The organism is Catellatospora sp. NPDC049609, from assembly GCF_040675365.1.
GTDB lineage: Bacteria > Actinomycetota > Actinomycetes > Mycobacteriales > Micromonosporaceae > Catellatospora.
In genome coordinates, this window is record NZ_JBFAOU010000084.1 from 20,267 (window position 1) to 33,718 (window position 13,452).

The 13,452-nt window shown below is 74.6% G+C and carries 11 protein-coding genes; 4 read left to right on the forward strand and 7 right to left on the reverse strand.

The window, feature by feature from the left end; all coding sequences use genetic code 11:
• The first annotated feature begins 166 nt into the window (after positions 1–166).
• The gene (locus tag AB0J67_RS22665; RefSeq protein ID WP_363485399.1) at positions 167–343 is read left to right on the forward strand and encodes a hypothetical protein; all 177 of its coding nucleotides are present in this window, start codon (positions 167–169) and stop codon (positions 341–343) included.
• A gap of 233 nt (positions 344–576) precedes the next feature.
• Here the strand turns inward: AB0J67_RS22665 and AB0J67_RS22670 are convergent, their stop codons facing one another.
• The 6 genes from AB0J67_RS22670 to AB0J67_RS22695 form a co-directional block, all read right to left on the reverse strand.
• The gene (locus tag AB0J67_RS22670) at positions 577–1,413 is read right to left on the reverse strand and encodes an alpha/beta fold hydrolase (protein WP_363485400.1); all 837 of its coding nucleotides are present in this window, start codon (positions 1,411–1,413) and stop codon (positions 577–579) included.
• 154 nt (positions 1,414–1,567) lie between these two features.
• A complete protein-coding gene (locus AB0J67_RS22675; RefSeq protein ID WP_144121539.1) occupies positions 1,568–1,843 on the reverse strand; it encodes an Lrp/AsnC ligand binding domain-containing protein in 276 nt (91 codons plus the stop codon).
• A gap of 121 nt (positions 1,844–1,964) precedes the next feature.
• Positions 1,965–2,828, reverse strand: a complete 864-nt coding sequence (locus AB0J67_RS22680) for a sugar phosphate nucleotidyltransferase (RefSeq protein ID WP_363485409.1) — start codon at positions 2,826–2,828, stop codon at positions 1,965–1,967.
• Between the two features lie 157 nt (positions 2,829–2,985).
• Positions 2,986–3,528 (reverse strand): NUDIX hydrolase, encoded by a 543-nt coding sequence (locus tag AB0J67_RS22685; protein ID WP_363485401.1) that lies wholly within the window; start codon positions 3,526–3,528, stop codon positions 2,986–2,988.
• On the reverse strand, positions 3,525–5,387 hold the full coding sequence (locus AB0J67_RS22690) for an HD domain-containing protein (RefSeq protein ID WP_363485410.1): 1,863 nt from the start codon (positions 5,385–5,387) through the stop codon (positions 3,525–3,527). The genes AB0J67_RS22685 and AB0J67_RS22690 overlap by 4 nt, the downstream gene beginning before the upstream one ends.
• A gap of 344 nt (positions 5,388–5,731) precedes the next feature.
• Positions 5,732–7,402, reverse strand: a complete 1,671-nt coding sequence (locus tag AB0J67_RS22695) for a DEDD exonuclease domain-containing protein (RefSeq protein ID WP_363485411.1) — start codon at positions 7,400–7,402, stop codon at positions 5,732–5,734.
• 224 nt (positions 7,403–7,626) lie between these two features.
• Here AB0J67_RS22695 and AB0J67_RS22700 point away from each other — a divergent pair, with 224 nt between their 5' ends.
• The 3 genes from AB0J67_RS22700 to AB0J67_RS22710 all read left to right on the forward strand — a co-directional run bounded on the left by AB0J67_RS22700 (position 7,627) and on the right by AB0J67_RS22710 (position 11,646).
• Complete coding sequence (locus tag AB0J67_RS22700) at positions 7,627–8,991, forward strand: NYN domain-containing protein (RefSeq protein WP_363485402.1); 1,365 nt, start codon at positions 7,627–7,629, stop codon at positions 8,989–8,991.
• A 216-nt stretch (positions 8,992–9,207) separates the two neighbouring features.
• Positions 9,208–10,452, forward strand: coding sequence for a M48 family metallopeptidase (locus tag AB0J67_RS22705; protein WP_363485403.1), 1,245 nt, complete (start codon positions 9,208–9,210; stop codon positions 10,450–10,452).
• A gap of 72 nt (positions 10,453–10,524) precedes the next feature.
• On the forward strand, positions 10,525–11,646 hold the full coding sequence (locus tag AB0J67_RS22710; protein WP_363485404.1) for a glycosyltransferase family 4 protein: 1,122 nt from the start codon (positions 10,525–10,527) through the stop codon (positions 11,644–11,646).
• Between the two features lie 109 nt (positions 11,647–11,755).
• On the opposite strand, the gene AB0J67_RS22715 is transcribed toward AB0J67_RS22710, so the two are convergent.
• A complete protein-coding gene (locus AB0J67_RS22715) occupies positions 11,756–13,234 on the reverse strand; it encodes a glutamate--cysteine ligase (RefSeq protein WP_363485405.1) in 1,479 nt (492 codons plus the stop codon).
• Positions 13,235–13,452: the final 218 nt, after the last annotated feature.

The window sequence follows — 13,452 nt, forward strand, 5'->3', positions numbered from 1 at the left end:
GTAGTGGTGCCCACTTTCCCGTGGAGTCGGTGAGGTTCGCATGGCACAGTGGCGGCCACATCCCCATGTCGGCGCGCCGATGCGGCGGTGCCCGGGACCGGCCGCGAGGCCCGGCCGAGGCCTGCGACGCGGCGACGCGACCCCGCGCCCGCCCCGAGGAGACGCCATGATCCCCGCTGCCCTGACCCGCCAGACCCGGCCGCGCCAGCCCCGCCACACGGCCGCCGCCCACGGCCTCGACCGCCACTCGGTCCTCAACCGCGGCTGGCTCGCGGGCTGCGGCGCGACGCGGGCCGCCCACGCGGACGCGTGCTGCCGCCCGATGTCGCTGATGCCCCGCTGACGACGCGACCGCCGGGGCTGTCGCGTGCGTTGATCGTTGGTTCCGGTCAGGATGTGCAGTCGGACCGCAGGTTCTGACCAGGACTAGCGATCATGCCGCTGCGGCACCCGCTGACCCCGGCACCCCGCTGACCCCGGCACCCCGCTGACCCTGGCACCGCGCTGACCTCGGCGTCCCGGTGACCCGCCGTCCCGTGGCCAGGCCGTGGCGAGCGGCGTCGGGGTGTCAGGTCGTCAGGGGAGCCGGGAGAGCCAGCGCGAGATGCGCGGCGCGAGGGCGGTGCCCGCCTTGACCCAGCTGAAGTGGTCCAGCGGTACGCCCGCGTCCGCCTTCGTGAGGTGCTCGCGCTGCACCGCCGCCCCCGGCAGGGCGGCGACCAGGTGGTCGGTCGTCTCCGGCGGGGTGTACTGGTCGTCGTCGACGGTGATCGCCAGCACGGGCAGGTCCACCCGGGACAGCCCGTCCTCGGCCGTCAGGTGTGCGGGGAAGCGGCCGTGGCGTGCTGTGTACGCCCAGTCGCGGATGACGCCCCGGGCCTGCCGGCCGCCGAAGCCCCAGCCGGGCCAGACGCGCAGCGCGGCGGACACGCCGTTGATCACCTGGGTCATGGCCAGTACGGCGAGCCGCTGCGCGCGCGGGTAGGTGCGCCAGTAGGGCAGCCCGACCGCGATCAGGATCAGCCCGTCCACGCGGTGCCCGCCGTCGCGGGCCGCCTCGCGGGCCAGGTGCAGCACGCAGGCCTGCCCGCCCAGCGAGTGCCCGAGCAGCACGGTACGCCGCCCGGCGCGCTGCTCGGCGAGCGCGTCCAGCACCGCGTCGACGTCGTCGGCCAGCTCGGGGTAGCCGTACCGGCTGTCCCGGCTCGGCCGGGGCGCGCTGGCGCCGGTGCCGCGCAGGTCGGCCACAGCCACGCCGACGCCAGCCTCGTTGAGGCTGCGGGCGAAGCGCGTGTAGTAGCCGGCGGGCACGCCCATCGCGGGGAAGATCACGACCAGCGGGGCGTCGGGGGCCTGCGCGGGGTGGAGCAGGATGGCGAGCCGATCGCTGCCGCGGTCCACGGTGAGCTGCATGACAGCAGCCTAGACCGCGAGGTTACTCGCAAGTAAGAACCTCGGAGTGTGACGCAGGCCGCTGGTCGGCGCCATACGCAGCGGACGGTCGCCTGCCCGCCCGCTGCGGCGCGTGACGCCTCACGGCCGTGCACGCGTGGGGTGGCTCGCGGGCTCAGAAGCCGATCGCGAAGGCCTGCTCCAGGTCGTGGCGCGAGTACGAGCGGAACGCGATGTGCGTGTCGGTGTTGAGCACGCCCGGCACCTTGGAGATGCCACCGGCGATGACCTCGGCGATGTGGTCGAACTCGCGTACCCGGATGATGGCGATGAGGTCGACGCCGCCCGCGACGGAGTACACCTCGCTGACGCCCTCCAGGTTCGCCAGCTCCTCGGCGACCTCCGGGATCGCGTCGGTCGCGCAGTCGATGAGAACGATCGCTGTGATCACCGGGAACTCCTTGCGTCGTGCTTGCCGATCAGGAACCTGTGCCGGCGACACGCCGCCCACCCGTGCCATACGTTCATGATCGACGGGAGGGGTGGGGGTCGCCGGGGGTCTACAGGCAATGCTAGGGGGCGGGGACGGTGAGGTCCGGGCCGACCCGGATCACGCGGTGCAGGTGCTCGTGGGCGGCCACGTGGGCGCCGGGCCAGAGCACGCAGTCGCGGACGGTGCCGTCGACGCGGGAGCCGTCGCCGAGCACGCTGCCGGCGGCCCGGCCGGTGACGACCACGCCGGTGCCGAACAGGTTCTCCCCGCCCGCGGCGTGCAGGTTGGCGGCCAGGTAGTCGGCGGGGGTGCCGCAGTCCAGGTAGAGGCCGGTCAGCGGGACCACGTCCAGGCGCCCGGACTGCTCGGCCGGACGCCAGGTGGTGCGGGCCAGCTCGCGCGGCTTGTCCGGCAGTTTCGCGACGTCGGCGGCGGGCAGCAGCGAGGCCCCGGCGAAGTTGTAGCCGTGGAACGGGTCGGGCTGCCCGGCCTTGACGCCGTGCATGCGTACGCGGTGGCCGTCCCAGCCCGACAGCAGCGCGCCCAGGTCGTCCGGGCCGGTGACCCCGACGTACGCGTCGGCGTTGAGCACCAGCACGGCGCGCCCGGCGATCCAGCGGTGCAGGTTGCCCAGCGCCCCGGCGGTGCCCAGCGGCTCGTCCTCGTGCGACAGATGCGCCCGGCCCGCGACGTGGTCGGCGACCTGGGCGGCGAGCCAGTGCGCGTTGACGGCGACCCGGTCCGGACCGGACAGTCCGACGGCGGCGAGCCGGGCCAGCGCCCGGTCCAGCAGCGGCACGTTGCCGACCGGCACCAGCGCCTTGGGGCGCAGCATGGTCAGCGGCCGCAGCCGGGTGCCCAGCCCGGCGGCCAGCACCACCGCGCAGAGGTCGTCGGGGGCGATCACGGGGGCGTCTCGACGCTCGTCGGGTGTGGCCGTCATGCGGCCCCGATGCCCGTCCTGCGCGGCGTTCATGCCGGCCCGGCGCGCGTCAGGTGCGGTCATCGGACTGCCCCGGTCGGGTGCGTGTCAGGCGCGGTCGCGGGGCGGCCCCGGTCTGGTGCGGGTGCAGCCTCGGTCTGGTGCGGGTGCGGCGCGGTCACCGGGCGGCCTCGGTCTGGTCGAGGTGCGCCTCGGGGCCGATGCCGTAGTGGCCCAGCAGCCGCGCGGTCGCCGGGGTCACCACCGGCAGGTCGTCCAGGGCGTGCCAGCGGGCCTCCCAGACCTCCGCGCCGTCGACGCTGAGCTCGGTGCGGGCCGCGGGGACGCGGGCGGTAAAGACCATGTCCACCCAATGGCCGCGGTGGTGCACCACGGCGTTCGGCACCGCGGGCCGGATCTGGTCGGGGGTCAGCTGGATGCCGGTCTCCTCGGCCGCCTCCCGGCGGGCCGCGTCGATCGGGGCCTCACGGCGTTCCAGCAGGCCGGCGGGCAGCGTCCAGCCGCGGCCGGGCGGCTGGCGCAGCAGCAGGATGCGTCCCGGCTCGGCGGCCTCGCTGTCGAAGATCAGCACCACCGAGCCCACCGAGTACCGCGCGGTCACCGTCTTGACCAGCCGGCTCCGCCAGCGGGGCGGGATCCGGTAGAAGACGCCGTAGCCGAAGGAGATCAGTTTCCTGCGCAGCGGTGAGCGTCGGTTCACCGTGCCAGGCTAGTCGACGAGCGTCGCGGTGGAGCGTCAGCCGCGTCGCGCCGCGGGGCGACCACGCTCACCGGAGTCGACCGGGCGGCTTCGCCCTGGTTGTCGACGCTGGCGATGAGCTGGTCGACGATGGTGTCGGCGGATACGCGGTGCTCGGCGACGGCCATCAGCAGGGTGTCGAGATCCGGATAGTCCAGCGCCACCGCGAGGCTGGCCAGCCGCTGCTCGTCGGCCAGGGCGCGGTCGCGCCGCCGCAGGGCCAGGCCGATCGCGGCCCGGCCGAGCTGCAGCCGGTCGCTGACGGTGCCGGCGGCCACCTCCGGCTCGGTGAACCGGCGGCTCAGCCGCAGCCGCGCGTTGGGCGACTTCACGAAGTCGAGCCACTCCCGGCGCGGGCCGGGATGGTTGCGCGCCCGGCTGACCAGGATGTCGACCACGTCGCCGTCGGTCAGCGCGGCGTTGAGCGGGGTCAGCACGCCGTTCACGGTCGCCGCGACGCACCGGTCGCCGGTGCGGGTGCCCAGCTCGTACGCCACGTCCACCGGGCTCGCCCCCGCGGGCAGCAGCAGCTGGCGTCCCCAGGCGAAGACCTGGATCTGCTGCTCGGCCAGGTCGCAGCGCAGCGTCTCGACGAACTGCACCGCGTCCGGGGCAGCCTGCTCCAGGTCCAGCGCGCGGCGCAGCCAGGCGTGCTCGCCGGGCTGGCGCTGCGGCGGCGGCGCCTCGCGCTGCGCGGTGCGCCCGGTGCCGAAGATGCCCAGGCCGCCGCGCCGGGACGGTTTGGCCGGGTAGCGGTACGGGGCGACGACGCCGTACTCCACGGCGCGGTGCATCTGCTCGGTGCGGATCAGCACCTCGACCATCTGGTCGTCGGGGCCGAGCACGGTGGTGTGCAGCGAGCGGTAGAGGTTGTTCTTCGGCGCCGCGATGAAGTCCTTGAACCGGCCCGGGATCGGCTTCCACTGCTGGTGCACGGCGCACAGCGCGGCATAGCAGTCCGGCTCGTCACCGTCGAGGACGACCACGATGCGGGGCAGGTCCATCGGCACCGGGCTGCCCGCCTGCTGGGTGTCCTTCCAGATGGAGTAGTAGTGCCGGGGGCGCGGCTCGACGCGGCCGTCCAGCCGCTCCCGCCGCAGCGCGCCCGACCCGAGGGTGACCAGGTTCTGGACGTAGTGGTTCCAGTCGGGGCGGTTGGAGACCATGGAGTCGATGCGCTCGTACTCGGCGGGGTCGAGGAAGAGCAGCACCTTGTCCTCGAGCTCGCGCTTGAGCGCCTGGATGCCGAGCCGGTCGCACAGCGGCACCAGCACCTCGCGGGTGGCGCCGGCGATGCGGGCGCGGGAGGCGGCCGAGCGGGCGTCGAGGGTCTGCATGTTGTGCAGCCGGTCGGCCAGCTTGATCACCAGCACCCGGATGTCCTGCCCGGCGGCGACGATCATCTTGCGGATGGTCTCGGCCTCGGCCCGGGCGCCGAAGTGCGCCTTGTCGAACTTGGTGACCCCGTCGACCAGCAGCGAGACGTCCGGACCGAAGTCTGCGCGCAGCTGGGCCAGGGTGTAGCTGGTGTCCTCGACGGTGTCGTGCAGCAGCGCCGCCACCAGCGTGGTGGCGTCCATGCCGAGGTGGGCCAGGATCTCCGCGACGGCCAGCGGATGGGTGATGTACGGGTCACCGCTCTTGCGCATCTGGCCGCGGTGCATGCGCTCGGCGACGACGTACGCCCGGCGCAGCAGCGCGACGTCGGAACCGGAGTGCACCGAGCGGTGCGCCTTGATCAGGGCGGCGACCGGATCGGCGGGCACCGGTGCCCGCTCGGTCGACCAGCTGAGCATCGCCCGGATCCGGGTGCTGAGCATGCTCTCCCCGGCCCGGCCCGTGGTCACCGGAATCCCCGTCGCCACCGAAGCGGCTTCCGCGTCCACTACGGACACCCCCCTCACCGCCTGGAGGTGGAGCGTCGTCCCGCACGTCCGCGGCCTTGACAGCGTGCCACGACCGCCCACTTCCGAGAGATCTCTGGATATCGCTCCATAGCCTAGTAACGAACGTCGCAGCCGTTCGGTCAAGACCTTTCATGCGTTCGGTCAAGTAATGTCCGAACGGCTGTGCTCATGCGCCGATCGCTCTGCGGCCTTGATCGGTGACACCCTCCGCATTCGCTCCGGGTGTCACCGAGCGGCCGGCAACCGCGATCGGCGGCTCAGCGGGCGTTGGCCAGCAGCAGCGTCTTCCAGCGGGCCGCGCCGCGGGCGGGGGAGGCCCAGCCCGCGGTGGACTCGACCAGGCGGGTCTCCGGGCGTTCCAGCCAGTCCAGGATGCGCTCGGTCTCCTCCGGGGTCGCGCAGGGCGTCGGGCCGGGCGCGGGGAGCACCGTCTCCGCGGTGGGTCGCAGGATGTCCAGGGTCCGTCGCGGATGGACGCCGGGCGCGGCGGTGGCGGCGGCGGCCAGCCGGCCGTGCCGGACGATGGCGATCTCCCACGCGTTCTGCTCGGTGCGCCGGGCCGCGATCAGCTCCTCGATCGAGGTGAGCGAGCTCAGCCGCTGCATGCGGATGGTCGCCCGCAGGAACGCGGCCAGCCGGTCGCGCACCGCGGCCGCGTCCTCGTACCGCTGCGCGTCGGACAGCCGGCGGATGCGGGCCAGCAGCGGGTCCACCACCGCGTCCGGGTCGCCGCCGAACGCGGCCCGCAGCGGCGCGGCGGCGCGCTCGTCGTAGTCCTGCGTGCTGATCGACAGCGTGCAGGGCGCCGGGCACTTGCCCAGCTCGGCCAGGGCGCACGCGGGCGTGGCCTTGCGCGCCGACAGCCGGGGCGAGCACTGCCGCAGCGGCAGCGCCTCGTGGATGGCGTCGACCGCCGCCTGCGCCGCCGCCCGGCCCGCGAACGGCCCCAGGTAGGAGCCGCCGTCGGCGGCCAGCTGCCGGACCACGGACAGCCGGGGGTACGCCTCCGCGGTCAGCTTCAGCCACTGCACCCGCTCCGGGTGCTTGGAGCGGCGGTTGTACGGCGGCGCGTGCGCCGCGATCAGCCGCAGCTCGCGGACCTGCGCCTCCAGCGCGTGGGCGCACTCGACCGCGTCCACCCGCTCCGCGGCGCCCAGCATCTCCTTGATCCGGGCGCGGCGCTCGCCCGCGGTGAAGTAGCTGCGCACGCGGGTGGCGACGTCGTTGGAGGTGCCGACGTAGAGCGGCCGGCCGTCGGCGGCCCGGAACAGGTAGACCCCGGGCGCGTGCGGCAGCCCCTCGGCCAGGTGCTTCTTCGCCCGCTGCACCGGGGCGACGGCCTTGACGAACTCGATGGTGTCGCCGAGCGTGTGCACGCGGTGCCCGCCCAGCCGGGCGATCAGCGCGTGCAGCACGCCGACGGTGGCCCGGGCGTCGGCCATCGCGCGGTGGCTGGGCTGGTCGGCGACGCGGAAGTATGCCGCGAGCGTGCCGAGCTTGTTGTTGGGCACCTCGTCGCGCAGCAGCACCCGCCGGGCCAGCTGCACGGTGTCCACGATCCGCGGGTTGGGCCAGCGGTAGCCGTGCGCGGCGCAGGCGGCCTTCAGGAAGCCGGTGTCGTATGGCGCGTTGTGTGCCACCAGCACCGCGCCGGACAGGAACTCCAGCAGCGACGGCAGCACCGTCTCGATCGGCGGCGCCTGCACGGTCATCGCGGTGGTGATGCCGGTGAGCACGGTGATGAACGGCGGGATCGGCACGCCGGGGTTGACCAGGGTGCCGAACGAGCCCAGCTCCTCGCCGCCGCGCACCTTGACCGCCCCGATCTCGGTGATGCCCGCGCCGTCCGGTGCGCCGCCGGTGGTCTCCAGGTCGAGCACGACGAAGGTGGTGTGCCGCAGGTCCAGCTGCAACGGGTCGGCCAGCATGCCGTCGAGGGTGGGCTGTTCGAAACGGTCACGCGGCGCGGCGGGGCCGCGTTGCGGCACGTGGTTCGGGGACGGCACAGACCGGACGGTAGCCGTCCGGTACGACGTAACGCCGGGAGTCGATCGTCGGACGGACAGCGGCGACATTCCCTCGGGTGGTCGGTCGGCGAAGCGAGCCGCGAACCTGAGCGACAAGATCGGCGGGACGGTGGAACACTAGGACCATGTCAGCCGCTGAACTCTCGTTCGACGCCTCCCCCGGGGACCCGGTGGAGGCGGCTGACTTCGTGCCCGAGCCGATCCTGCCCGAGCCGATCCGGCAGCGGGTCGTCTCGATGGTGGCCGCGGTGCTCACCGCACTGCCCAACGACGAGATGCCCGTCTCGCTGCGCAAGGTCGCCAAGTTCGCACCGAACCGGCGGGCCCGGCTGGGCGGCGCGGCGATCGCCGCGCAGCTCACCGCCGACCCGGTGTTCCGGCAGCGGATCAGCGCGAAGGTGCTGCCCGAGACCGGTGAGCTGGGCGCCGCCGTGCTCGGCGGGATGGCCCCGGCCGCGGCCGACCCGATCGAGGTCGCCGCCCTGGCTTACCTGGCCCGCCCCGCGGGCTGGCGCGAGCTGGTCGACGCCGCCGGGCAGGCGGTCGCGGCCGAGGCCGAGAGCTCCGCGGTCGCCGAGCACATCCGGGACGCCGAGTCGCGCGCCGCCCGCGCCGAGCACGACCGGGCCGTGGCCCGCGTGGAGGCCGACAAGCTGCGCGACGAGCTGGCCCGGGTGCGCGACGAGCTGAACCAGCTCCGCGAGGAGAGCCGGGCCGCGGGCAAGGCGCTGCGGGACACCCAGGCCCAGCTCAAGCGCGCCAACGAGCTGCTCGCCATCGAGAAGGGACGGGCCGCCAAGGGCCACGGCGACCACGAGGCCGAGCTGCGCCGGTTGCGGGCCAAGCTGGCCGACGCCGAGGCCGCGGCCGGTGACGCGCGCCAGACCGCCCGCGACTCCCGCGCCGTCGACGAGGCCCGGCTGTGGCTGCTGCTGGAGACCATCGGGCAGGCCGCCGTCGGGCTGCGCCGCGAGCTGGCGCTGGACCCGGCGACCGTGCTCCCGGCCGACACCGTCGCCGCCGCGTACGCCGACGCGCCCGGTGCGCCCACCGCGGCCAACCGGGCCCAGAACGCCGACGACCCGGCCCGCCTGGCCCAGCTGCTCGCCCTGCCCAAGGCCCACCTGGTCGTCGACGGTTACAACGTCACCAAGCGCGGCTTCGCCGAGATGTCCCTGGAGCAGCAGCGCAACCGCCTGGTCACCGGCCTCGGCGGCGTCGCCGCGCAGACCGGCGCCGAGGTCACCGTGGTCTTCGACGGCGCCGAGCGCGTACACGGCCTGCCCGCCCCGCCGCGCGGCGTGCGCGTCCTGTTCTCCCGCAAGGGCGAGACCGCCGACGAGGTCATCCGCCGCCTGGTCCGCGCCGAACCTCCCGGCCGTCCCATCGTCGTCGTCTCCTCCGACCGCGAGGTCGCCGACGGCGTCCGCCGCCACGGCGCCTACCCCATGAACTCCGAATCCCTCGTCCGCCGCCTCACCCGCTCCTGACCGCCCTCTCCCGCGCCGATCTTGCGTGGACTGTGGGTACGACACGCGCCATCCGCGCAAAAGGGCAACAGTTCGTGCAAGATCGACGGGCGACGGGCGACGGGCGACGGGCGACGGGCGACGGGCGACGGGCGGGCTGTGGCGGCGCGCCGTGTGCGACGCGGCCCGGCGCCTCGGCCCGAGTCGCGGTGGCGGCGCGGGGCTTACGATCGGGCGATGACGGTGCGGGGCTGGGCCTGGGTGACGCTGATCGTCCTTGGTGCCCTGCTGGCGGTGGTGGTGGCGGTGCTGATCCCGTGGCAGCGGCCGCCGGCGCCGCGCGCGGACCAGCTCGCTGCGCTGGCCGAGCTGCCCGCCGACCGGGTCGCCAGGGCGCGGGCGCTGCGTGGCGAGCTGCGGTGGAACACGTACCCGGCGATGCTGGTCGGGCTCGGGGTGGCGCTGCTGCTGGGGCTGACGCCGCTGGGCGCGTGGCTGGTCGGGCTGGTGCCGGGGCCGTGGCTCGCGAAGGTGCTCGGCGGCGGGCTGCTGGTGCTGGCCGTCGCGGACCTGGTCACGCTGCCGTTCGCGGCCTGGCGGCACACCGTGCTGGTGCGCTACGGGCTGTCCACCCAGGGCTGGGGCGGCTGGGCCGGCGACCTGCTCAAGGGGTACGCCGTCGGCGCGGTGCTCGGCGCGATCGCCCTGCTCGGCTTCTTCGGCCTGACCAGGCTGCTGCCGAACTGGTGGTGGGCGGTCGGCGCGGTCGGCGCGGCGGGGCTGGTGGTGCTGCTCAGCTTCGTCTTCCCGGTGCTCGTCGAGCCGGTGTTCAACAAGTTCACGCCGATGGCCGACGGCCCGCTGCGCACCGAGCTGATGGAGCTGGCCGCCCGCGACGGCGTGCCCGTGCGCGACGTGCTGGTCGCCGACGCGTCACGGCGCACCACCGCGCTCAACGCGTACGTCAGCGGCATCGGCCCGACCCGGCGCATCGTCGTCTACGACACCCTGCTGCGCGAGGCCGAGCCGGCCGAGACGGTCGGCGTGGTGGCGCACGAGCTGGGGCACGCCGAGCGTGGCGACGTGGTGATCGGGACGGTGATCGGCGCGCTGGGCGCGGCGGTGCTGGTCGTCGGGCTGTACCTGCTGGGCGGCTGGGCGTGGCTGCTGCGCCGGGCCGGGGTGGAGTCGATCGCCGAGCCGAAGGCGATCGGGCTGCTGCTGGCCGTCGCCGCGGTCGTCGGGCTGCTGGCCGGTCCGGCGCAGGCGGTCGTGTCGCGGCTGATCGAGGCGCGCGCCGACGAGCACGCGCTGGAGCTGACCGGCGACCCGGCCGGGTTCGAGCGGATGCAGCAGCGGCTGTCCCTGGTGAACCTGTCCGACCCCGACCCGCCCGCGTGGGAGCAGGGGCTCTTCGGCAGCCACCCGACGACGGTGGAGCGGATGGCGGCCGCGCGGGAGTACGCCCGTACCCACGGCTGACCCCGGCGGGCGCGACGAGACCGTGATCTCGGCGCGATGCTTCCGCGCTCGCGTGCCCGGTAGGCTGCGCGGATGCGCACGCTGCTGGTGACCAACGACTTCCCGCCCCGGCCCGGGGGCATCCAGCAGTTCCTGCACAACCTCGCGATCCGCCAGCCCGACGGCGAGCTGGTCGTCTACGCGTCGACCTGGCGCGACCCGCAGCCGTTCGACGCCGAGCAGCCGTACCCGGTGGTCCGGGACCGCACCGGGGTGCTGCTGCCGACGCCGCGGGTGGCCCGGCGGGTCGCCGAGCTGGCCCGCGCCGAGGGCTGCGACCGGGTCTGGTTCGGCGCCGCCGCGCCGCTCGGGCTGCTGGCCCAGGGCCTGCGGCAGCGGGCCGGGGTCGAGCGCGCGGTGGGCGTCACGCACGGGCACGAGATCGGCTGGGCGGCGCTGCCCGGCGCCCGCAGCGCGCTGCGGCGCATCGCCGACGGCAACGACGTGCTCACCTACCTCGGCGACTACCAGCGCGTACGGCTGGCGAAGGCGCTGGGGGAGCGGACCCGCCTGCAGCGGCTGGCGCCCGGCGTGGACTCGGCGATGTACCACCCCGACGTCGACGGGGCGGCGGTCCGGGCGCGGCACGGCCTCACCGGCCGCCCGGTGATCGTCTGCGTCTCCCGGCTGGTGCCGCGCAAGGGCCAGGACACGCTGGTGCGCGCGCTGCCGCTGGTGCGCAGGGCGGTGCCCGACGCGGCGCTGCTGCTGGTCGGCGGCGGCCCGCACCGGCCGACCGTGCAGCGGCTGGCCCGCGAACACGGGGTGGCCGACCACGTGGTGCTGACCGGCTCGGTGCCGTGGGCGGAGCTGCCGATGCACTACGCGGCCGGCGACGTCTTCGCGATGCCGTGCCGCACCCGCAACCGCGGCCTGGACGTCGAGGGTCTCGGCATCGTCTACCTGGAGGCGTCCGCGGTGGGCCTGCCGGTGATCGCCGGCGACTCCGGCGGCGCCCCCGACGCCGTCCGCGAGGGCGAGACCGGGTACGTCGTGCCCGGCCGCGACGTGGACGCGCTGGCCGCCCGCCTGATCGAGCTGCTGACCGACGAGCCGCTGCGCGCCAAGCTGGGCGCGGCCGGCCGCGCCTGGGTCGAGCAGGAGTGGGGCTGGGACCTGCAGGCCCGCCGCCTGCGCGACCTCCTCGCCGGCTGAACCCCGCCGCATCGACGAGGGTCGCGGGCACCCGCCTGCCGTGGGTTCGGGGAAACCGCACGTACCCGGGCCGCGCTTGCCGCAGTCTCCCCGAAACCGCGGGGCGGGCTCACTCCTCGCGGGGCCACTCGTGGACGGGGATGTTGGCGTGCATGTGGGTCATGTAGCGCAGGAGCATCTCGCGCAGGGCGTCGGGGCGGTCCATGCCGCCGCGTTCCAGGCGGTGCACCGTGTCGATCTGCCAGGTCGCGCCGTTGCGGCGGAGCAGGCAGCGCTGCTCGATGATGCCGAGCAGCCGGTCGCGCTCGCGCGACTCCACGCCCCACGCCTCCAGGCCCTGGTGGGCCAGCGGCAGCAGGCGGCGCAGCACCAGCTCGTACGCGGTGAGGTAGCCCAGGTCCGGCCAGAACAGGTGGGCCTGGATGCCGTGGCGGGCGCCGGTGTAGAAGTTCTCGTCGGCCTTGGTGAACGGCATGCGTGACCAGACGGGCAGCCCGCCCTCGGCCAGCGTGCGCACCAGGCCGAACCAGAACGCCGCGTTGGCCATGATGTCGACGACGGTCGGCCCGGCGGGCAGCACCCGGTTCTCCACCCGCAGGTGCGGCATCCCGTCGGCGACGTCGTAGACCGGCCGGTTCCAGCGGTAGATGGTGCCGTTGTGCAGGCGCAGCTCGGTCAGCTCGGGCACCTCGCCGCCGGCGAGCTGATCGGCCGGGTCGTCGCCGGTGCAGATGGGCAGCAGCGCGGGGAAGTACCGCACGTTCTCCTCGAACAGGTCGAACACCGAGGTGATCCAGCGCTCGCCGAACCAGACCCGCGGGCGTACCCCCTGGGATTTGATCTCCTCGGGGCGGGTGTCGGTGGCCTGCTTGAACAGCGGGATGCGGGTCTCGTGCCACAGCTCGTGCCCGAGCAGGAACGGCGAGTTCGCGGCGATGGCTAGCTGCACGCCCGCGATGGCCTGGGCGGCGTTCCAGTACGCCCCGAACTGCGCCGGGCTGACCTGCAGGTGCAGCTGGGCGCTGGTGCAGGCGGCCTCGGGCGCGATGGTGTCGGCCGTGACGTCCAGCGGGTCGACGCCGTCGATGCGGATGTGCAGGTCCTCGCCGCGGGCCGCGAACACCTGCTCGTTGATGAGCGCGTAGCGCGGGTTGGCCGACAGCGACGCCTCGCTCAGGTGCTCCAGGCGCAGCGTGGGCAGGATGCCGATCATGGCGGTGTGCGCGCCGACGGTGCGCGCCTTGCCCTCGGCCGCGTTCAGGCTGGCCCGGACCTGCTCCTCGTACGCGGTCAGCCCGCCCCCGGCCAGCGCGCGCGGCGGGATGTTGATCTCGATGTTGAACTGGCCCAGCTCGGTGACGAAGGCCGGGTCGGCGATGGCGGCCAGCACGTCGGCGTTGCGCATCGACGGCATGCCCCGCTCGTCGACCAGGTTCAGCTCGATCTCCAGCCCGGTGAGCGGGCGCTCGAACTCGAACTGGGACTCGCCCAGCATCAGCGCGAACACGTCCAGGCACCGGCGGACCTTCTCCCGGTACCTCGCCCGGTCGGCGCGGGTGAAGACGTGCTGCTGCACCTTCTCGCCCATGAAGGCTCACCGCCCTTCAGCGGATCCTCCGCTAATGTCCCATAGATCCCGCACTCGCGCGACCCAGACTCCCAAGCCCTTACCCCGCTGCCGCCGGGCCTCACACCCCGGCTCGGGGCAGCGGAACGGGGGGGGGGGGGGGGCCCGGCCGGGGCCGGGGGGGGCGGCGGCGGGGGGAGACTAATACCCCCCGGGGCGCGGCCGGGGGGGCGCCGGCG

Coding starts and splice junctions, on each gene's coding strand:
- AB0J67_RS22665 (WP_363485399.1), top strand. CDS start 167: ATGATCCCCGCTGCCCTGACCCGCCAGACCCGGCCGCGCCAGCCCCGC.
- AB0J67_RS22670 (WP_363485400.1), bottom strand. CDS start 1,413: ATGCAGCTCACCGTGGACCGCGGCAGCGATCGGCTCGCCATCCTGCTC.
- AB0J67_RS22680 (WP_363485409.1), bottom strand. CDS start 2,828: ATGACGGCCACACCCGACGAGCGTCGAGACGCCCCCGTGATCGCCCCC.
- AB0J67_RS22690 (WP_363485410.1), bottom strand. CDS start 5,387: ATGCTCAGCACCCGGATCCGGGCGATGCTCAGCTGGTCGACCGAGCGG.
- AB0J67_RS22695 (WP_363485411.1), bottom strand. CDS start 7,402: ATGCTGGCCGACCCGTTGCAGCTGGACCTGCGGCACACCACCTTCGTC.
- AB0J67_RS22700 (WP_363485402.1), top strand. CDS start 7,627: ATGTCAGCCGCTGAACTCTCGTTCGACGCCTCCCCCGGGGACCCGGTG.
- AB0J67_RS22705 (WP_363485403.1), top strand. CDS start 9,208: ATGACGGTGCGGGGCTGGGCCTGGGTGACGCTGATCGTCCTTGGTGCC.
- AB0J67_RS22710 (WP_363485404.1), top strand. CDS start 10,525: ATGCGCACGCTGCTGGTGACCAACGACTTCCCGCCCCGGCCCGGGGGC.
- AB0J67_RS22715 (WP_363485405.1), bottom strand. CDS start 13,234: ATGGGCGAGAAGGTGCAGCAGCACGTCTTCACCCGCGCCGACCGGGCG.